Annotated in this window: 25 protein-coding genes and 1 pseudogene; 5 read left to right on the top strand and 21 right to left on the bottom strand. The window is 57.9% G+C overall.

Features of this window, described 5'->3' with window-relative positions; all coding sequences use genetic code 11:
• Positions 1-173 precede the first annotated feature (173 nt).
• The 5 genes from A6A27_RS27295 to A6A27_RS47710 all read left to right on the top strand — a co-directional run bounded on the left by A6A27_RS27295 (position 174) and on the right by A6A27_RS47710 (position 7,860).
• A complete protein-coding gene (locus A6A27_RS27295; protein WP_083672917.1) occupies positions 174-3,782 on the top strand; it encodes a tape measure protein in 3,609 nt (1,202 codons plus the stop codon).
• 89 nt (positions 3,783-3,871) lie between these two features.
• Positions 3,872-5,242: a hypothetical protein gene (locus A6A27_RS43510; RefSeq protein WP_143194202.1), complete on the top strand. Its 1,371-nt coding sequence runs from the start codon at positions 3,872-3,874 to the stop codon at positions 5,240-5,242.
• A gap of 5 nt (positions 5,243-5,247) precedes the next feature.
• A complete protein-coding gene (locus A6A27_RS27290) occupies positions 5,248-6,360 on the top strand; it encodes a DUF5047 domain-containing protein (RefSeq protein WP_143194201.1) in 1,113 nt (370 codons plus the stop codon).
• Positions 6,361-6,645: 285 nt separating this feature from the next.
• On the top strand, positions 6,646-7,521 hold the full coding sequence (locus tag A6A27_RS47715; protein ID WP_443190010.1) for a glycine-rich domain-containing protein: 876 nt from the start codon (positions 6,646-6,648) through the stop codon (positions 7,519-7,521).
• A gap of 9 nt (positions 7,522-7,530) precedes the next feature.
• A complete protein-coding gene (locus tag A6A27_RS47710; RefSeq protein ID WP_443190009.1) occupies positions 7,531-7,860 on the top strand; it encodes a hypothetical protein in 330 nt (109 codons plus the stop codon).
• Between the two features lie 284 nt (positions 7,861-8,144).
• Here the strand turns inward: A6A27_RS47710 and A6A27_RS27285 are convergent, their stop codons facing one another.
• The 21 genes and pseudogenes from A6A27_RS27285 to A6A27_RS27195 form a co-directional block, all read right to left on the bottom strand.
• Complete coding sequence (locus tag A6A27_RS27285; RefSeq protein WP_143194199.1) at positions 8,145-8,480, bottom strand: DUF6197 family protein; 336 nt, start codon at positions 8,478-8,480, stop codon at positions 8,145-8,147.
• Positions 8,477-8,848: a DUF6197 family protein gene (locus tag A6A27_RS27280; RefSeq protein ID WP_073837510.1), complete on the bottom strand. Its 372-nt coding sequence runs from the start codon at positions 8,846-8,848 to the stop codon at positions 8,477-8,479. The genes A6A27_RS27285 and A6A27_RS27280 overlap by 4 nt, the downstream gene beginning before the upstream one ends.
• Positions 8,845-9,081 (bottom strand): hypothetical protein, encoded by a 237-nt coding sequence (locus tag A6A27_RS27275; protein ID WP_073837509.1) that lies wholly within the window; start codon positions 9,079-9,081, stop codon positions 8,845-8,847. Before A6A27_RS27275 ends, A6A27_RS27280 begins: the two co-directional genes overlap by 4 nt.
• Entirely contained in the window at positions 9,078-9,878 is an 801-nt protein-coding gene (gene thyX / locus A6A27_RS27270; RefSeq protein ID WP_158074074.1) for an FAD-dependent thymidylate synthase, read from the bottom strand. The genes A6A27_RS27275 and thyX overlap by 4 nt, the downstream gene beginning before the upstream one ends.
• Positions 9,879-9,909: 31 nt before the next feature.
• Complete coding sequence (locus A6A27_RS27265; protein ID WP_143194198.1) at positions 9,910-10,170, bottom strand: hypothetical protein; 261 nt, start codon at positions 10,168-10,170, stop codon at positions 9,910-9,912.
• A complete protein-coding gene (locus A6A27_RS27260) occupies positions 10,170-11,141 on the bottom strand; it encodes a hypothetical protein (protein ID WP_073837507.1) in 972 nt (323 codons plus the stop codon). Before A6A27_RS27260 ends, A6A27_RS27265 begins: the two co-directional genes overlap by 1 nt.
• An 18-nt stretch (positions 11,142-11,159) precedes the next feature.
• Positions 11,160-11,660 carry a sigma-70 family RNA polymerase sigma factor gene (locus A6A27_RS27255; RefSeq protein ID WP_073837506.1) on the bottom strand — a complete coding sequence of 167 codons (501 nt, stop codon included), beginning with the start codon at positions 11,658-11,660 and terminating at the stop codon, positions 11,160-11,162.
• Positions 11,661-11,794: 134 nt separating this feature from the next.
• Positions 11,795-11,971 (bottom strand): hypothetical protein, encoded by a 177-nt coding sequence (locus A6A27_RS44500; RefSeq protein ID WP_158074073.1) that lies wholly within the window; start codon positions 11,969-11,971, stop codon positions 11,795-11,797.
• Positions 11,964-12,560, bottom strand: coding sequence for a hypothetical protein (locus A6A27_RS27250; RefSeq protein ID WP_073837505.1), 597 nt, complete (start codon positions 12,558-12,560; stop codon positions 11,964-11,966). Before A6A27_RS27250 ends, A6A27_RS44500 begins: the two co-directional genes overlap by 8 nt.
• Positions 12,557-12,769: a hypothetical protein gene (locus A6A27_RS27245; protein WP_073837504.1), complete on the bottom strand. Its 213-nt coding sequence runs from the start codon at positions 12,767-12,769 to the stop codon at positions 12,557-12,559. Before A6A27_RS27245 ends, A6A27_RS27250 begins: the two co-directional genes overlap by 4 nt.
• Positions 12,769-12,933, bottom strand: coding sequence for a hypothetical protein (locus A6A27_RS44495; protein ID WP_158074072.1), 165 nt, complete (start codon positions 12,931-12,933; stop codon positions 12,769-12,771). The genes A6A27_RS27245 and A6A27_RS44495 overlap by 1 nt, the downstream gene beginning before the upstream one ends.
• Positions 12,926-13,102, bottom strand: a complete 177-nt coding sequence (locus A6A27_RS44490; RefSeq protein ID WP_158074071.1) for a hypothetical protein — start codon at positions 13,100-13,102, stop codon at positions 12,926-12,928. Before A6A27_RS44490 ends, A6A27_RS44495 begins: the two co-directional genes overlap by 8 nt.
• Before the next feature lie 5 nt (positions 13,103-13,107).
• Complete coding sequence (locus tag A6A27_RS27240; RefSeq protein WP_073837503.1) at positions 13,108-13,821, bottom strand: ribonuclease H-like domain-containing protein; 714 nt, start codon at positions 13,819-13,821, stop codon at positions 13,108-13,110.
• A 342-nt stretch (positions 13,822-14,163) separates the two neighbouring features.
• Positions 14,164-14,559: a dATP/dGTP diphosphohydrolase domain-containing protein gene (locus A6A27_RS27230; protein WP_198940471.1), complete on the bottom strand. Its 396-nt coding sequence runs from the start codon at positions 14,557-14,559 to the stop codon at positions 14,164-14,166.
• Positions 14,556-15,200 carry a toprim domain-containing protein gene (locus A6A27_RS46290; protein WP_241825488.1) on the bottom strand — a complete coding sequence of 215 codons (645 nt, stop codon included), beginning with the start codon at positions 15,198-15,200 and terminating at the stop codon, positions 14,556-14,558. Before A6A27_RS46290 ends, A6A27_RS27230 begins: the two co-directional genes overlap by 4 nt.
• A 19-nt stretch (positions 15,201-15,219) precedes the next feature.
• Positions 15,220-15,408: pseudogene (locus A6A27_RS47705) on the bottom strand (hypothetical protein); the annotation flags it as partial.
• Positions 15,395-15,610 carry an endonuclease domain-containing protein gene (locus tag A6A27_RS47700; RefSeq protein WP_073837499.1) on the bottom strand — a complete coding sequence of 72 codons (216 nt, stop codon included), beginning with the start codon at positions 15,608-15,610 and terminating at the stop codon, positions 15,395-15,397. The pseudogene A6A27_RS47705 and the gene A6A27_RS47700, both read right to left, overlap by 14 nt.
• A 543-nt stretch (positions 15,611-16,153) precedes the next feature.
• Positions 16,154-16,597: an endonuclease domain-containing protein gene (locus tag A6A27_RS27210; protein ID WP_073837498.1), complete on the bottom strand. Its 444-nt coding sequence runs from the start codon at positions 16,595-16,597 to the stop codon at positions 16,154-16,156.
• Positions 16,598-16,948: a hypothetical protein gene (locus A6A27_RS27205; protein ID WP_073837497.1), complete on the bottom strand. Its 351-nt coding sequence runs from the start codon at positions 16,946-16,948 to the stop codon at positions 16,598-16,600.
• Positions 16,949-17,067: 119 nt separating this feature from the next.
• Positions 17,068-17,265 (bottom strand): HNH endonuclease, encoded by a 198-nt coding sequence (locus A6A27_RS47695; protein WP_073837496.1) that lies wholly within the window; start codon positions 17,263-17,265, stop codon positions 17,068-17,070.
• A gap of 286 nt (positions 17,266-17,551) precedes the next feature.
• Positions 17,552-17,968 (bottom strand): hypothetical protein, encoded by a 417-nt coding sequence (locus A6A27_RS27195; RefSeq protein ID WP_073837495.1) that lies wholly within the window; start codon positions 17,966-17,968, stop codon positions 17,552-17,554.
• Positions 17,969-17,979: the final 11 nt, after the last annotated feature.

Below are 17,979 nucleotides of genomic sequence, written 5' to 3'. Positions count from 1 at the left end.
ACAGCTAGCGGTCTATTACCTCAGCACTCAGGCCGGCAAGGACCTCAAGGATTCCCAGAGAGCCGTCCTGAGAAGGAATGCCCCTAAGCCGGCTCTTCGGCCTGGGCAAGAGCAGGAGAAGCCGCAAATGTCGTCTAAGCAAGAACTACGTGATTTCTTTGGGGGGTGAGTAGATGAATGACGGTGCGAACGTAGGCAAGGCATTCATTGAGATCACTCCTCGCCTGAAGGCCAAGGCTGCCCAGAAGGAGATCAATCAGTATCTCCGAAGTCTCGCCAGGGACATGGATCAGGCCATTGGCCAGAACAGCAAGAAGGTAGTTGACCAAGTTCGCAAGGGAATGCGGGAGCTTGACAAAGGTCGTAAGGGCACGTTCAAGGACCTTGACAAGGAGATGCAGTCCTTCCAGAAGCTTGAGAAGCAGCGCAAGCAGAGTATTGCCGCTGAACAGAAGGATCAGCAACGCCGGCTCAACGAGCTGAGCGCTTGGTACAAGAAGAAGCAGGCCATTGAGAAGGCCGATGCTGCTGAGTCCTTGAAGGCCGCTAAGCAGGCCCAGGCGGACATGGACAAGGCATTCAAGTACCGAACCATGCGTGCCCTCGGTGCAAGCCCTGAGGTAGCCGCTCAGGCTGCTACAGGCAAGTCCGTGAAGCCTGGGGAGATCCAGAGCCAGTTTAACGCTGTAACCGCTGCTGCAAAGCGCTCTGGCATCGAGGTTGCAAGGGCCTTTGACGCCGCGTCGCATACGCTCTCTCAGCTCTCGACTCGACTGGGCCTGGCGTCCTTTCAGCTTCAGTTGCTTGGTGGGTTTGCCACGACGTTCCTGACCGGGCCTGCTGCCCTAGTGATGGGCAAGCTTGCTTTTGATGGCCTGAAGTTCGCCACCAACGTTGGTTATGCCCGTGCCTCAATGGAGGCCCTTCTTGGTCCGGCTGCGGACGTAGAGAAGGTTATCCGGGAGATCCAGAGAATTGCGATCGAGAGCCCCCTCTTCAACACTGAAGATGCTATTTCGTACGCACAGAAGCTTGCTTCTGTAGGGGTCAAGGAGAAGGACCTCTACAAGAGTATGCAGGCGCTTAGCAACATCTTCCTAACCAGAGGTGTTGCCGGTCCCGAGAGGGCGAGCTTGGCCCTGATGGCGTACACCCAGATCCTTTCTAAGGGTGCTATCGGGATGGACGACCTGCGACAGCAGTTTGCTGAGCACGTTCCGGACGGCATCAACGTGTTCGCTGAAGCCGCGAAAATCCTCGGGTACAAAACGCTCGATGACCTTCGGGAGGCATTCAAGGCGGGCGAAGTATCGGCCGAACAACTGAACGCAGCATTCATCAAGCTCGGCAACTCTCCGAAGTACCTCTCTGGTGCAACAAAGGCCGCTGCGACCCTGGGTGGTGTTTGGCAGGCGTTCACGGAAGACATTCAGGCTCGGGTGGGATTTGCGTTCGATCGAAACCGCGAGGAGATCATCGGGGCGATCAACGCCATCAGGCCAGTAGTCCTCGGTCTTATTGATGAGCTAATCGCGGGTCTCCCAAAGCTAATCGATTGGCTCGGGCGGCTAATCGGCAAGGTCCGAGATATCTGGTCTGCATACCAAGCCCTGAATCCCGAGCAGAAAGAACTCGTCCGCCAGGTCATCCTTCTGACGTTGGCCTCAGGCCCAGCGGCAATCGCCATCGGTATCTTCGGCACGGCTCTGTCCGGAGTGGCCAACGCTGCCTCTCTGGCGATGAAGTCCCTCTCCCTCATCGGCGGTCCTCTTGCCGGTATGGGTGGCTGGATAGCAGTTGCCGTCCTGGCTATCGGGGCGTTAATGACCGCTCTGGGGGTGTTGTACGCCCGCTCAGAGAAGGTTCGCCTGGGGATGCTTCAGGCGTTCAACTTCATCAAGGACGTCATCAAGGACGCACTTCTGCCGGCCGTAGACAACGTGATCGGGGCAGCCCAGTCACTAGAGAAGACCTTCGGATTCCTTGGCTTCGAGAGCAAGGATCTTGCCCAGATCTTCCGATTGCTAGCCGCACCGATTTACTTGGTATCGATTGCACTCAGCGCAGTGGTGCTTGTCATCAAGGTTGTCCAGGTCGCAATGCTGGCTTTGACTGCGATTGCCTACGGACTCCTTCATGCGGTCTCCTTCTTGCTCCTTGGCTTCCAGAAGCTATTCGAGGTGGTTGCTCGGTTCTCCACCGGAGACCGCAAATCCTTCTTCTCGGGATTGGCAAAGGACCTCGCCGACTGGCGCAAGGGCGTTGGTGGGGTTGCCGACAGTATCGACATCGGAAAGCAGTGGCAGGGTCTTACCGAGACGAACTCGAAGGCTACCGAAGAGTGGCAAAACAAGCTTGGCAACCTGGACTTGACTGCTACTGGTCTGTCTGGAGTGTTCGGTAACTGGAACGGAATCCTTGACCAGACCATCGACAAGCAAGTCTCTCTCAAGGATGCGGTTAATAACGCCAGGCAAGCTATGCAGACCCAGGCTACCACGGCTATGTCTGCACAGAACGCTAGCGACCAGTGGAACAAGTCGCTTCTCGCCTTGAGGGATTCCATCAAGCAGAACAAGTCGACGCTTGATGAGAAGACTAAGGCTGGTCAGGCAAACCGCGACATGTTGAAGGCTGCCACTCAGGCTAGCTACGAAATGATGCTTCAGGACATCGCCTCCGGCGTCCCGATGGATCTCGCTATTCGTCGGCACAGGGACCGTACGAACGCTCTGAAGGACGAGTTCGGCAAGAGCAAGGAAACTAAGGCCGAGGCCCAGAAGCTCATCGACACCTACGGCAAGGTCCCGAAGGACGTCAAGACGCTCCTGGAGCTGATGGGCTTCACCAACGTAGCCAAGCAGATCACCGAGATCCTTGCGGCTCAGAAGGTTGCTGCTAACCCTGGGATGTCCTACCAGAAGGCATTGCAGGCTGAGCGTAAAGCCTGGCAGTTCGAGAAGGGCGAAGGTCTCAAGAACGGCGGTATAGGCAAGAAGGCCGGTGGTGAGATCCGTGGCCCTGGTGGACCCACCGGCGACAAGATTCCGATTATGGCCTCCGATCAGGAGTACATGATTCGGGCCAAGGCTGCGAAGAATCTTGGCAAGCCGGCGCTTGATTACATCAACCGTCATGGCGCTCTGCCTATCGGCGGGATGTTCGCCAAGGGTGGTCAGGTCAATTGGCCTATGCGATTCGACTTCTCCGGAACGAAGTTCCCCGAAATCCTCGGTGGGTCTCCGAACGGTGGAGGTATGGGCTGGCTGAAGATGATGGCTGTTCTTCGGCAACAGTTCCCTGGGCTTCCGCTCATCTCTGGCTTCCGCCCTGGTGCCATTACGTCAACTGGCAACCGGAGTTATCACGCTCTGGGTCGAGCGGTTGACCTTCCGCCCTCGTGGGATGTCTTCAACTGGATTTCCCAGAACTATGGCAAAGGCACGAAGGAACTCATCTTCTCGCCTGCTGGCGGTCGCCAGATTAAGAACGGCGCTTTCCACAGGTTCACTGGTGGAACCATCGAGCAGGACCACTGGGACCACGTTCACTGGGCCTACGACAACGGCGGTTACGTCGCTCCGAACACCCCGTTCATCAACAAGACCGGGGCTAACGAGCTGGCTCTGAATGCCGCTCAGGGCAAGGCCCTTGAGCAGAAGATTGCCGATTCAGACAGGCCGGTGAACGTCACTGTGTACGTCGATGGTGTCAAGCGTGACGCCGAAATTGTATTCGATGAAAAGGCTGAAGAGCTAATCAAGGCCCTGGGGGGTGTGTAATGCCGGTCGCGGTTAATGCCACGTACAACAACTCGTACCACTCCCCCGGCTTTGATTTGACCGTCACGGCTCCAAGTCCCTTTAGCACGGTGCGGATTCAGCGGATCGACCCGACGGGGGCTAGTGCCCCTGTCGGGGTCCGTGGTGCAGACCGGGTTGCGATGTCAGGGGGCTCATTCGGTATCACCGACTTCGAGGCTCCGATTGGGAAGAACTTCCAATATGAAGCGGTCGTCACCTCAGTCAGCTACACGGATCTGTTCAACCGAACCGTAAGCAACGAATGGGGCACATCCACCTCAGAGCGACAGTGGACTACCGGCGGTGGGGCTGCTTCAGCCTTCTTCGTAAACGGTACTGACGCAGGCGTGTTCGTGGGTGCGGTCAACAACCTGTACTACGGCTACTTCCTCACCAACACATTCAACCAGCGTGTCCGTGGCCGAATCCAGTTCCCGAAGATTCCGGTTGGAGGCAACTTCACCGGCTGGGTGCTCGGGCGAATGACCGACCCCAATAACTACTACGTAGCACAACTCACGCTCAATACCTCAGGGCGAATGATCCTGAGTCTTCTGAAGCGGGTTGGTGGAACGCTGACGGGCCTTAGCGGGGCCAATGTTGACCTCGGACCGTGGGTGGTCAATTCCGCGTGGTACGTCAAGCTGGAAGTCTTCAACACCTCCATTAGCGCTAAGGCTTGGTCCGAGAGTGCAACCGAGCCTAGCGGCTGGCAACTGTCTACGATCGACACGTCATTGTCAGCCGGCAGCCTGGCTGGCCTTGGAGTCCGCGCTGAAGCGGGAAACACAGACGTTCTGCCTCAGGCATTCCTGTGGAAGGACTTCCAAGTCGAGGGTCCACGGGATTACTACTACGCCCTCTACGAGAACGTCAGAACCGGAGACGTAGCAATCCCAGCTCCATCACCGGGAACGGTGTGGCTGAAGTCAGTTGGTCAGCCGGCGCTTAGCCGGCGCGTCAACATGGTGGACCTCAACGATGTGGACCGTCCTCGGAGAATTCTCGGTGAGTTCGAGGTATTAGGTCGGAGCAACAAGGTCGTTCTCACAGACACCCTGGGTGGTCGAGAAGGTGAGTTCACGATTGCCACCTTCCCCATTGGGGGAGCCTGGGAATCTGACTCCTATTGGCGGGATCTTCAAACGCTGGTCAAGGAGGGCGGAACACTCCTCCTCCAGACAGCAGGCCCGACCGTCACGGGTGAGGACGATCTGTACCTAGAGATCACGCAGCTCTCTCGAAAGCGAATTGGACCGGTCGGTGGAGAGCTTGTCCACCTGCTGACCCTTTCGTACATCGAAGTTGATCGGCCGGCGACGGTTCAGGAATCCCTCCTTCTGCGGAGCTGGCAGAGCGTTCTTGACCAGAACGCCAGTTGGCAAGCAGTTCTCAACAACCACACGAGTTGGTTGGACGTTCTTCAACGGAATCTGTAGGTCAAATGTATTCCCCGCTATCGCAGAACTTCATCAGGCGTGTCGCTGAATCAGGCCGCCGAAAGACCGTTGTTGATATCTACTACGACGGGGTAATGGTCGCTTCCAACCTGCCGGTTAGCGACGGGAATATTAGAGTCGAGTTGGACGGGCAAATCCGGAGGTCTGGCAGTGTCACTATTGCTGACCCCCGGCTTGTCCCCACTCTCAACACAACTCTGTCTCCGCTCGGCACTGAGGTGCGTGTCCGCCAAGGGGTTGTTTATCCGAATGGCGCTGAAGAGCTGGTGCCCCTTGGGATATTCCGGCTAGAGGTCACCGATTGGCAGGAAACCGCAGCCATCCCCACGGCTCAGCTCTATGACCGCTCCAAGGGACTCTCCACTACTGGCATCCGAGGGTTTGTCAGCCGGTCCGGCTGGATGGCCTCTGCCGTGATTGTGGAATTCCTCAATTGGTATTACCCGTATTTGAACGCTACGTACGCGTCGGTGTTCGAGGAGGGCGTCACCGACTATCGCATTCCCGGTGGGCACACGTTCGGCCAGACAAGCTACTGGGACGCTATCTCCGAGCTGGCAAAGAACATGGGTGGTCGGCTGTATTTCGACGTAAACGGAAGCCCAAAGGTCAGCCCTGTGGTTGAGCTTACCTCCGTTGTCGGCACCGTTCTTGACCTGGCCGCCGGGGAGGGTGGCGTCCTGGTGGACGCAGGCCACTCCTACAGCCGTGAAGGCATCTACAACGGCGTAACCGTCATCGGGGCTACCACCCCAGAGGGCGGGATCGTTGAGGCATCTCTGTATAACTCAGACCCCTCCTCGCCCCTCCGCTATGGCGGCCCATTCGGCAAAGCTGTGAACGTCATCGAGGACACGACGTTAACCACTGAGGCTCAGTGTTACCAGCGTGCGCGCGCTGAGTTAGCTCGGCATACCGGGCTGGGTTACTCGCTCGATTTCACGGCAATTCCCAACCCGGCTTTAGACGCTGGGGATTTCGTCAGGTTCGTGTACGCCGATGGCCGCGTAGAGGTCCACCAGATTGACAGCCTCAGTATTCCCCTTGGGCCAGGGCAGTTCACCGGAAGCTCGAAGGGGTTGATCCTCGGTGCCTAAGAATCCTGTGTCTCGGCTCGCCAGTGCCATCAAGAAGCAGAACCCTCGGAGTCCGTTCGTGTACGGAGTCTGGCAGGGAGCCGAAACGGTTGATGCCAACCTCTCCCGGGTGGCGGTGCCAGGCAGCGGCAAAGACGGCGGAACTGATGTCCACCGTTTTGTTCCCCGGGGAAGTCACGTTACCGGCCTGGTGCCAGGCGATGTAGTGCTGTGCGCTGGCAGTCCGCTTTGCATTATCGCAAAGGTCGTCGGAAGCGTATCTCTCGCACAAGTCTAAGGAGCCCGATGGCAACGAACAGCCCTATTGCAAATCTTCCCCGTCCGGAGCTTACCGATACTCCGAATGCTCCAGCGGCATTCCTGAGCCTCACGAACGCTCTCGACAGTCTTGTTATTCCTCGCTTCTCGTCTGCCTCAGCACGAGACCTAGCAATCCCCGCGCCCGTAGATGGGCAGCACGCATTTCTAACGGACTCTCACGCACTGTTCGTATTCAAGGCTGACCTCGGTCAGTGGACGCCGTATTCGTACGCCAGAGCACCACAGACGAGCCTCTTCAGCGCCGATGGCACCTGGCTGAAGCCAGCCGGGGCACGGTCCGTTTGGGTGCGTGTCCAAGGCTCCGGAGGTGGCGGTGGCGGTGCCGTGGGAGGTGGCGGTAATGCTGTCGGCGGTTCTGGTGGTGCCGGTGGGTACGCCGAAAGCTGGTACGACGCTGCTGCCCTTCCCCCCACAGTCATCATCACCGTGGGGAACGCAGGCACCGGAACCGTTGGCGGTTCTGGTGGCACCGGAGGTCAGGCCACCTTTGGAGGGCTTATCACGTGTGCTGGTGGCGGTGGCGGTGGCCTTGGGCCTAATACCGCCGTCGATCAAACGGCTTCCGCCGGGAGTGGTGGTACTGCCACTGGCGGCAACATCATCAACGTCCAGGGCGAAAACGGCATGGTGGGCCAGGTCATCGGTGGAAAGTCCACCTTCTACGCCCGAGGTGGAGGCTCGCCATTCGGCTCTGGTGGTGCTGCTGCTGTTTCCAACTCCGTCAATGGTGACCCGGCCTCTGGCGCTGGTGCCGGTGGTGGCAATGCTATGGCTGGAGGCACTAGCCGTGCCGGTGGGGCTGGCTCTAAGGGTGTCGTGATCGTCACCACGTTTTTCTAGGATTTTCTTTTGGACCCCGGAACCGTCGCCATCGCTGTTGCAGTAATTACCACTCTTGGTGGAGGTTGGTCGTTCTTCGATCGCCGCAAAGTCGCCAAAGAGAATCGAGAACTGCAAAAGCAACAGGTAGAGGCTCAGGCTTACGACAGAGCCAGAGCCCATTATGACGCCATCATTGACGACCTCACTCAGCATATTGCCTGGCTGAAATCGGAACTGGCGTCGGCTACCGAAGAAAACTCGCGGCTGAAGGAACGCATCGAGGCTCTTGAAAAGACCATCGAAGCCCTAAGGACCGCGAACGTAATCGTAATCGAGCCTCCAAAGGGAGGCCGATAGGAGGTGCGTATGAAGCTTAGCCCTTACGCCAAGGCTGTAGTCACAGCCGTTGGTGGTCTCTGCGTTGCGCTTGGCCCCGTGGTCGCTGACAACGTGTTTGACGCCTCCGAGACTGAGCAGGTCTCCTCCGCTCTGGTGCTTGCTGGCTTGACTGTCTACGGCGTCTACAAGGCCCGTAACAAGCCCCAGGAGCCCCAGGCTTAGGAGGTGATCCTAGTCTAAAACGAGAAGCCCCCTACGAAGCCCTGAAAGCTTCGTAGGGGGCTTTTCTTCGTTGCGGGGTACTACTCGGTACCCTCGATCTCTGCAAACCGCCTGAAGGCGTCTAGCACCTGTTCCTCAGTCCGGAAGAGGCGATCGTTCCAGAAGAACACCGCGATGTCCGGGTCATAGTCCGCTTCAACCGGATTGCCAACGAACCCGGCGAACTCTCGAAGTGCGGAATCGATCTCGTCCGTGTACCCATCGCTGTCGGAGTACATGTCACGCGGGCAGCCGGTGATGGCCATTGCGATAGCACCGCCAGCACAGCAGGGCCCGCCGGGGCTGCCAGCCGTACCCTTACTCCAGCCATCTCGCTGAAGCTTGTCGTACGCCTTCTGCTTCCAGTTCTCAGTCACTTCGCAGCCTCCAGCTTGTCAAGCTCGTCCAGGGTCTTCAGGACGACTGCCTTCGGGTCCTCAACCGTTGAGTCCCACTTGAGCTGGTCGTTCCAGTTGAAAACCCGCTCCTCGGAGTCGTACGGGACTGCCACCTCATCGAGGTCGTCATACCAAGTCCGGGGGAAGTTGATGTGATCCCCGAACTTGTGAAGAGCCTCGTCCAGCTTAGCCGGCTTCTCCTCAGAGTGCATGTCATCGGGGTCGCCCGTGATGGCCATTGCGATAGCACCGCCAGCGCAGAGGCAGCCATCCTCGTTCTGGGGGGTCCCGGTCGTCCAGCCGTTCTCCCGAATCAGATCAGCGGCCTTACCAAAGATGGTCTTCACTTGGAGGTCTCCTTCTTGGGCTGGAAGATGCTGCGAAGCCAGGCAGCGATGCTGTTGACGACGATGACCGCGAGGAACGTCTGAACGAAGCTGAGGGCGGGGATGGCTGCGGTTAGGTGGAGATGCAGAACCCCCAGGAACAGCATCACAAGCCAGGCTTCAAGGCCGATGATGCCGATGACAGCCAGAGCGACACCAAGGACCACGATCAACCCTGCGAGAACCTTATTCACTTGTCTCCCTCGATCTTGACGTCCTGCATGCTGTTCGGTGCGATCTTTTCCAGCTCGGCAAGAACCAGCCGTGCGAACTCTCGGATCTCTGCATCAGCAGCCGGCGAAAGGCGCTGCTCGATGATGTTCCGCCAGGCCCGAATGGAGCCGGTGACGAAAAACCGAGTCTCGGTGTTCTCGGGGAGGAATGCTCGTGCCGCTCCACGAGATTCCTTGACGGAGTAACCCTGCTCTCGAAGTCGGGTGTACGCCGTGTCGTAGCGGGCCTGAGCGTTCAAGAACCAGTCGTCAAGTTCGGCATTCAGCAGGTCATCGAAGATCGGCGGATGAACCACCTCAATGTCGCTGTCAACGCCGTGGTTGACATACCGCTGAGAGAGCACCGAGAAGTTGATGCTGTAGCGCTGCTGGTGCCGCTCAAGCTCCAGAAGCAGAGCCCGAGAGACCCCGGAGACGTACAGGGTGACGTGCCCATGACCCAGGACGCTCAGGTGGTCAACCTCGATGATGTGCCCGAGGTAGCTCTGATTGGTGTTCGTAGCCGGGTTGGGGCGGTTGTTCGAGATGTAGCAACCCCGACCACAAGCCTCGTGGAGTTCATCGATCGGCTTGGGATAGGCCTGATCCAACCAGGCGTCATACTCCCGCTCGTGGGCCTCAAGAACCTCATCCGGGTGGATTTTGCTCCAGTCCAAGAAGGGCTCAGAGTCCTCAAGGTAATCGCAGTGGGGAATGTACCCAGTCTCTCGAAGAGTCCCGTAGTTTATGTGCGTACTGGCGACGGTAAGAACCTGCATTCCGCTACCCATATTCAGTTGTCCTGCTTTCTCAGGCAGCCGGCTTCAACCAGCCCAGATCGTTGGGGATGTTAGCGAACTGATCCTTCGGAGGAATGAAGGAGGTCGGGTAGAAGGCTGCCACGTTGGTGAACACCGCCCCGGACTTCCCCTCCCCGTCAAAGAACTCCAGGCGGTACAGTGTCGCCTCCCCCTCGGGGGCCTTCGCGGGGCACGGAATTGAGGTGAACGTCCAGCCCTCGGGAAGCTCCACCTCCGCCCGCTCTGCGCCGCGTTCGATCATGTATCTCATCAGATCTTCCGGCCCCTCCACCACTCGATAACACCGTTCTCCAAGTTCTCTGCCTGCTCAACCGAAACGATTCGCACCCCGTACTTCTCGGCTGCGTTCACCACGAGCATCCCGAAGTCCGGGTCGGAGCCATCCGGCTCGATGATGTACTCCGGAATTGCCTTCTGGACTCGACCACCCTTGGCAGACATCTTGCAATGGCCGTAGCACAGCATTGTCCCGCAGACGTACCAGTACTCGTTCACGAAGCCGGTACCTCCACGAGGAATCCTGATGGCCTTTGAGCGAGGCTGCCCTGACTGGCTCTTCTCCCACCAGTCCTTCTCCTGCTTCTTCAGCTCATCGAGAGTGCTGAAGCCGTAGAAGCCAGAGTCCTCCCCGGCGTTCGGCCCGGAGGCCAGAGTGACGTTCTCACCGGGCTCCCAGGTGTGCTCCTGGGTCATCGCCCGAAGAGTGCCATCAGGCATCAGACGCCAGGTTCGGAACATCCGGATAGCACCGTGGAGCTTGTCCAGAGAGGCGATGTGCTTCTGGTACTCCTTGGCCCGTCGGCGCTCTAGCTCCTCGGGAGTTTCAATGGGGAGGTCATCTATGAAAACAACCTCATCGGTGTAGGGGTCAATGTAGTAACGCTGGACAACGCCACCGAGCTTTGAGTAATACGCGGTAAAGTCGCAGTCCAATCCGAGGTCGCAGCCCTCGCAGTTTCCGCAGCCGTTCACACTAGCTCCCAGCCGGCTGTAGCTCGCGAGCTGGGACCGGCGCTTCCTCTCCAGTACGAGATGGCTCCCCGTGTCCCGGAGTCTCCACGGGAACCTCCAGCGGAACCACCTCGAACTCCCTGACGACTTCGCCAATATCGGCCACGGCCAAGGCCACCTTTCAAAGAAGAGACGGATGCAGACGCAGTACCAGGCGTACATAGTTAGGACGCCTAGCCACCAGAGCACCTGCCCCACGGTCACTTGCATATCTCCGATTATGCAAGCTCAGACTGACGGTGCCAAGTGAGCTAGGTCACACCCCAGGAGGGTCCGAACCCCTGGGGTCCTCTGGCTTCCGTACCAAAGGCTGTTGCCAAACCCGAGCTTCCGCAGCTCAGCGGTGTTGTAGCCCTTCCAGAACCGGAGGTAGACGTACTCCCGCTGCCTGCTTCCCAGGCTCGCTACCGCCTGCTTGATCTCGTCCTGGTAGACCTGAGGGTCCTCGGTGACAGGACGGTCTAGAAGGTGCTCGTCCTGCTGGGGGTCAACAGCCGACTCCCACTTACCCTTGCGGATCTTGTCGACCATGACCCAGCGAGCCTTCTGAAGGAGGAAGGAGTCATTAAGACTCCTCCCCTCCTCCTGGGCCTTCAGCAGCTCTCGCCACATACCCTCCATGGCGTCCTGGTAGAAGTCCTGCTGAAGGTGGTCGTCCTGCTTGGCGTACTGGCGAGCCAGAAAGGATACGTAGCCGTGGAGGCTACTTAGCCTCTCCGACATCTCCATATTCAATTATCTCCTTGAGGGAATCGTAAAGAAGGAGGAGGCTACGGGCGGCATTCCCCCCGTAGCTCTCCACCCGACTGCGATAAGGATCAGGGATCTCTACCGCTTCTACCAACTCCCTCAGAGCTGAGGGATCAATCAACTACGAACCTCACGTCGCTCACCGGAATGCGTAGCACCACGTAATGCCGATAGTTTTCGACCTCATGCTCCACGCTCCGCACGACGGAAGGAAGCTCGTCTTCACCCAAAAAGACTCGCGGCCAAAACTCCGTGTTGCCGATAATGGTTACCTTCGGCAGCTCACTCATAGCCACTCCCAATAACATGCTGTGCACGAGTGTTCGTCATAGCTCTCCGAGGAAAGCCAGGGCGAGGATAGGTGTTCACGACGTCAACCAACTTCTCGATAGCCCGGTTGAACTTCCGTCGCTCGGAATCTCCGAAGTCCTCCTTAAGTGCGTACCGCCGGAAGACCAGCCGTTGATCCTCAGTGTGCAACTGGCTCCAGCCCCACTTGATGTCAGACTGAAGATCCAGCTCGTCCGCCGAATCCTTGATGGACCTAGCGTCCTCAGGGACGCGAGTGTCGTACCACTCCGACTGATCGAAGGTGTGCTCAAGGATCTTCCTGACATCCTCAGTGCAGTACGCGTACTGAGGACTGAGGTGGAGTGCTTCCGCTCGGAGCTGGGTGGCGTACTGCTTGGCAATCCTCCACAGAGCGTTCGTGACGCCGGCTGCATCCGGGTTCTTGAAGTGCTCCCGGTTCTGGAGGATCGTCAGGTAGAGGTGCTGAGAGATGTCCTCCGAGTCGACACACGGGGAGTCTCTGGCGACGGAATGACTGATCTTCGCTACGACGTCATCGAAGGCTTCGAGGGTGGAGAGTTCCTTCACTCAGTCTCCTCGGTTGCCCACAAATCGATGAGATCGCTACTCCACATCCATTCAAGGATCGCCTCGTTCTGCTGCTCTGGCGTCATGTCGCGCCACTCTTCAATGGTGATGCCAGAGTCGTCCGAGCCGTGGAATGTGATGTTATGAGAACTGGCGTAGTTGAAGATGATGTTCTCTTCGGGGATGTCCCCGTAAGGCCCCTTGCCCATCAGTCCTCCACCTCCACAATCCAGTCGATCTCGACGTCACGCTCAACGCCATCGAACCAAGCGATGTCATCTCGGATGATCTGCTTGGCTTCCTCAAGGGAGTCAGCCTCTACGGTGTCCTCGTAGGCGATGTGCTCGAAGGCCGCGAAACTGAACTTAGGCATCCTGCTCCACCTCAATGATGTGGCTGTAGGTCTCATCCTCGTCATACGGCTCGATGGTGCCCGCACGACGTTCGTCGTAGAACTGCTTCCAGGCGTCGCCTCGGTGCTCGGCCTCGTAGACCTTCTCGTATCGAACGACCCGTTCCACATAGATCTCGTACTTAGGCATCCTGCCTACTTCTCCCCCACGTAATCGACCGCAGCGACCCTCTTAGTCCCTCGGGACCACCGACCACACCCGCGACACTGATAGCGCTGGAAAGATCCCTGAAGCGTGTAAGCGTGCCCCTCCTTGCGAAGGTCGGTGCTCGCGCAGTTCGGACACCCCTGCTCTTCCCGGTACAGGTTCCGGTTCGGGTGGTTGTCGATCCACGGAAGCAACTGATCGTAGATCGGCTCCATGACAACAACGTCCCGGCGGTTGTACTCCTCCATTCGAGCCCAGGCTTCGGGATCGTTGTTCATGCACCCAAGCCAGGTGGAGAACCCTCCGGTCTCTTCCTTGCCTCCGAGGTTCAGGAGGTTGTTAGAGACGTACTGGAGCTTGTTGCTCGGGAGGCGGAACTTCTTGCTGACTACCTTCTTGAGGTCGATTTGCTTAGCCGGTGAAGGTGGAGGCATTCCCTCGCGGAAGAACTCGCCATTCAGGGTCGGGATATCGAAGGCAGTTCCGTAGTAGGTGACTACTGCGTCAGCCTGGTCAAGGTACTTCCACGCCTGCTCAAGCATGTCCCCATCGGGAAGAGAGTGCCAGAACACCTCGGGCTCTCGATACCACTTCGCCGCGAAGCAAAGCGTCTGCCCCGACTGAGCAAGCATCGGAAGGGGAATGTTCTGCTTCCAGAGCGACCATACGTACGCCAGGTGTGGGCTAGTCTCGATGTCCATTAAGAGCGTCTTCAGTTATCGGCCCTCCGGTCAATGTCCTCAACCCACTGAACAGCTACCGCAGCGACTTGGATAAGTTCCTCTCGAAGCCGGATCGGATCTGACTCAGCAAGAGCCTCGAAGACCTCTTCGAGAAGAACGTGCCGCCAAGTCTTTCGTCCGGCGGCTTCTGCTTCATCGCAAGCCAACTGGGCAGAGCGAGCTTCGTAGGCGAAGTGTCTCGTCCCGCCGGTATTCACATGCGGGCCAGTGCCATCCGGGAGTGAGGGTCGGCCCCACTTGGCGTCCTGGCGGCGGCGCTCATAGGAGACCTCATCCAGAACCCAAGCCGTACTCCACGGCTTACCACTCGAAGAGGTCATGAAACTCAGTCCCCTCATTCCGCATCAGCCCCATGATGTTGAAGACCGCTGCTGCAAGGTGGTCTTCATCCATCTCGCCCCGGCGGTACGCCTCTACGTGACGGAGAAGGCTCGCCATGTAGTTCGAGCTGGGAATGCCCTTCACCCAGTTGTGCTCGCCATAGTGCTCAGCACCCTTGCGCATATGCTCAGCGAGCCGAAGAAGGAACCCAGGATCGATCAGGTCGTACCGAGGCTTGTCCGGGTTGGAGTCCCGCATCGCACCAGAGGCGAATACCCTCTGGCCAGAGGATTTGACTTCGAACTGAGGAGAGGTCCAGTCTGCCTCTTCCTTGGCCCTGCGATCATACTCAACCCACCACGGCTCATTATTCAATTGTCTGCCCCCACGAACTCGCGTAGTGCATCTCTGCCGTAACGACAATAGAAGTCGTTCACATCGTCATCCGGCATCGTTACAATCTTAGCCATCTCAACATCAGAACTGATGGCAACAGCTAGCTTCTTGCCGGCTTCCCCAGAGTCAGCAAGAACGACGACTTCCCGGTAGCGGAAGAGTCGCCAATAGCTCTTCTTCCAGTTCTCAGCCCCAGGTACGGCTACACAAGGAAGCCCTGCCATCCACGCCGTAATGCAGTCAATTTCCCCTTCGGTGACGTACACCCTCTGGGAATCGCTACGAAGGGCGATCGTGTTATACAGCCTCGTGCCGTGGCCCTTCGAGCCCAGGTACTTGTACATCCCCGGGTTAGGGTCGAGACTCCTGAATCGAATCTGGGTGGGTCCAGACCAGCTCAGGTATGGAATCGAAATCCTCTTGGCAGGGTCACCCAGTCGGGGGGAGTCTCCTGTGTACCCGAGCTTGAAGTGATCCACGGCCTCTCTCGAAAGATGCCTTTCCTCCGTTAGGTATTCGAGGACCTCCTTTCCCTCGGGGGCCAGGAGGTTGCTTTGATACTGGCTTATAGCGTCCCCCAGCTCGCTCCTCAATGAATCGCTGGGCACCAGGGAAGTCAAGCTTCTCCTCCTCCATTGTGAGTTTGAATAGGTCCCCGTGCCTGTCGCACGCGAGGCACTTGTACGCCCCAAGGGCGAGGTTGATTCGACCCGAAGCAGTCCTATCCCCGTGCCAATGGCACTTGATGCTGAACCACCCAAGCTTGTCTGGGATCGGATCGAATCCCCACCGCTCGAAGAGCGCTAGAGTTACCTCAGTCCAGTCCATATCCTCGGAGATAGGCAATCGCCGCCTCCAAAATCGCTATGTCGTCTTGCAGCAGGCCCAGCGCCATATTGCATTTCCCGCAGAGCCAGCCCCTCTTGCATTCGTCGCAACCCTTGATGCCTTCGCAACATCGGTGGTCATGGTCTTGGCAGAGAGATCTCTTCTCTGGTGTAACGCCGCAAATATCGCACGGGCGAATCACCTTGCGTTTCTCACGGGCCTCTTTCTGTCCCCGCCGGGCGCAAGCAACGCACCGACGATTGCCGTTGGGCTGAAGATAGAGGTTGTCACCAGAGAGGGGGTGGCCTCGCTTGCAATGCGTTTTGGAGGCGTTATACCTCCCCAAGGCACCTCCTAGAAAGGCAGTTCCCAGTTCGGGCAGTCGTTCCGATGAACCAGCCCCAGGCAGTCACAAGGAACTTCGTCCTCATACTCCTCGTCCGGGTCAGCGAAAACAACGTCTTGGCACGTGGCGCACAGACCAGAGATCTCGCACTCTTTCTGAGTAAGGACGTCCCAGCCAGCAAACTCCTCTTCGGTGAACTGTCGGCCACACCCAAGGTAGTCGCCAGTGCATCTCCAAGTCATTCGTCCTTCTCCCACTCGATGTCGTCAAAGTGCTTGATCTCGATGACTCCGCTTACCAGGCGAATGCAGTACTCCGACATTCCCAGCTCCGTCCATGCCGGGCTTAGGTCAAGAACCTCAATTCGGAGCGTTCTATCTGGGTAGAACCGCATCGGGATCATTTCTTCCTCTTCCTCGGTGTCCGCTTCTTCGGGGGCCTTCCAGGGGCTATGACGGTCCTTCCCAGGGCTTTCGTAGCCGGAGGCTCCCTGAGGTAGTCGGCAAGCCTCTGAGCCCTCTCGTGGCTTTTCAGCCGGCCGATAGTCCGGGTGTTGTCATAGGGGCAGACGATCCCTCTGATCGGCCCCGATTGGCCCTTGGCGTGCTCGTGGTCGAGATGGAATACCTCTTCGGTGCCATCCGGCTTAATCTTGGGTTCTCGACCGCAGATCGCACATTTCCTGCCCTGGTATTCCCAGATGACATCCCAGTCTTCAAGGGAGATGCCGTATGTCTTTAGGAGGTGGGCCTCCCGGGGGGCAAGCTTCTTGCATTCAGGATCGCTGCAATACTTCTTCTGCCTGCCAACCAGGAGGCCACCGCACGTTACGCAGTCAGCCACTTACTCGTAGACCGTCACAGTCTTCTGGGTCGGCTTTACCTCAACAGTCGGACCATCCAGCTCGCCACCGGAGTAGGACTGGTACCAGCCATCACGACGGAAGTACCGCTCGGTGCCGTCGTGGGCCTTGACCTTCACGACAACCCAGTACTGCTCGCCCTGGCCCTCGCCGCCATAGTCAGCGACGTAACTGATGACACCCAGCTCGGTGGGGACGTTGTTGACCTCCTCATACTTGAAGAGGCTCCAAAGCGAACCGTCATCCTGAGTCATGGTGTAGGCACCGGAAGGACTGGGAGCCTCGAAGTCCCCCTCCATTACGCGGTCAACGTCGGCAACCGTGTACGACACGCTGTACTCCTTATGAAGTTGTGATAGGGTGCGTGAGACCGTAAACCCACGCGATGTGTGCGGTCAGATAGAGGGGACCATCCCAAGGTCGACGACGCTGGGATGGTCCCCTCTCCTCGTCACCTCAGTCGGTCTAGCTCGGACTCATAAAGGCGAAGGATCTCTCTCGCCCAAGCGACCTTGTCAACTACCCGTTGGCCAGCCGGTTGGGACGTAGACCAGAGTTCGAGGTTTTCGATCTGGTTGTCGTCTCGCACGCCGTTCTTATGGTGAACGTTCTCGTGCGGCAAAAGGGGCCTCCCAAGATGGTCCGACATAACGAACGTGTGCTCTAGGCCCTGCCCGTTTTCACGGGCATTCGGATGGCCCTTCCTGTAGACGACTCGGTAGCCATCCTGATTAATGTAGCCACGCGAGCCCTCTCTATAGCACTCTCGGCACTTGCGAGTTTTCTTAGTACTTGTTGGACTGCCACAGACTTCGCACTCTCCGGCGTTAACCCCTTTGTGGCATGCCCTACAGTAGTAGTGAAGGCCATCCTTGGAGCTGGAACGCTTCTTGAATTCTGTGAGGGGTTTGTCAGCACTACATTTGATGCAACGCTTATTCAAAAACGTAGATAGTCCGGACCTCTTCCCGAGGCTTCACGGGAACCACCGGGCCAGCCCAGGTGATATCGGAGTACGAGTCACCCTCGCCAGTCTTCTTGTAGAAGTTCTCCCCGACCTTCAGGATTACGTACACCTGGAAAGTCGTTCCCTGGGTGAGTTGGCCATCGCCGTAGTAGGTGCCATCGGCCAACTCGGAGAGGTCAACCTTGATCTTCTTGTCGACAACCTCAGCGGTCAGACCATCCTTGAGGTCGATTCGCTTGCCAACGGGCCAGCCGTAGTAGTCGCTCTCCGACTCAGCCTTACCCCACTGTCGGTCCAGCTCCCTCTCAAGGAGCGTCGCAACAAAGACCGGGTTGTCGGGCCAAACCTCGGAATCGCAGTACGGGCAGTTCTTCAGGGTACCCATATTCAGTTGTC

The sequence above is a fragment of the Micromonospora sp. CB01531 genome (assembly GCF_001905095.1).
Classification (GTDB): Bacteria; Actinomycetota; Actinomycetes; order Mycobacteriales; family Micromonosporaceae; genus Micromonospora.
Note: the sequence above shows the minus strand (reverse complement) of the source record. Positions and strands in the feature narration are given on the sequence as shown.

What these genes read in the sequence shown, in the direction of transcription:
- A6A27_RS27295 (WP_083672917.1), top strand. Translation starts at nt 174, where the DNA reads ATGAATGACGGTGCGAACGTAGGCAAGGCATTCATTGAGATCACTCCT.
- A6A27_RS27290 (WP_143194201.1), top strand. Translation starts at nt 5,248, where the DNA reads ATGTATTCCCCGCTATCGCAGAACTTCATCAGGCGTGTCGCTGAATCA.
- A6A27_RS47715 (WP_443190010.1), top strand. Translation starts at nt 6,646, where the DNA reads ATGGCAACGAACAGCCCTATTGCAAATCTTCCCCGTCCGGAGCTTACC.
- thyX (WP_158074074.1), bottom strand. Translation starts at nt 9,878, where the DNA reads ATGCAGGTTCTTACCGTCGCCAGTACGCACATAAACTACGGGACTCTT.
- A6A27_RS27265 (WP_143194198.1), bottom strand. Translation starts at nt 10,170, where the DNA reads ATGAGATACATGATCGAACGCGGCGCAGAGCGGGCGGAGGTGGAGCTT.
- A6A27_RS27260 (WP_073837507.1), bottom strand. Translation starts at nt 11,141, where the DNA reads ATGCAAGTGACCGTGGGGCAGGTGCTCTGGTGGCTAGGCGTCCTAACT.
- A6A27_RS27255 (WP_073837506.1), bottom strand. Translation starts at nt 11,660, where the DNA reads ATGGAGATGTCGGAGAGGCTAAGTAGCCTCCACGGCTACGTATCCTTT.
- A6A27_RS44500 (WP_158074073.1), bottom strand. Translation starts at nt 11,971, where the DNA reads ATGAGTGAGCTGCCGAAGGTAACCATTATCGGCAACACGGAGTTTTGG.
- A6A27_RS27245 (WP_073837504.1), bottom strand. Translation starts at nt 12,769, where the DNA reads ATGGGCAAGGGGCCTTACGGGGACATCCCCGAAGAGAACATCATCTTC.
- A6A27_RS44495 (WP_158074072.1), bottom strand. Translation starts at nt 12,933, where the DNA reads ATGCCTAAGTTCAGTTTCGCGGCCTTCGAGCACATCGCCTACGAGGAC.
- A6A27_RS44490 (WP_158074071.1), bottom strand. Translation starts at nt 13,102, where the DNA reads ATGCCTAAGTACGAGATCTATGTGGAACGGGTCGTTCGATACGAGAAG.
- A6A27_RS27240 (WP_073837503.1), bottom strand. Translation starts at nt 13,821, where the DNA reads ATGGACATCGAGACTAGCCCACACCTGGCGTACGTATGGTCGCTCTGG.
- A6A27_RS47695 (WP_073837496.1), bottom strand. Translation starts at nt 17,265, where the DNA reads ATGTCGGACCATCTTGGGAGGCCCCTTTTGCCGCACGAGAACGTTCAC.
- A6A27_RS27195 (WP_073837495.1), bottom strand. Translation starts at nt 17,968, where the DNA reads ATGGGTACCCTGAAGAACTGCCCGTACTGCGATTCCGAGGTTTGGCCC.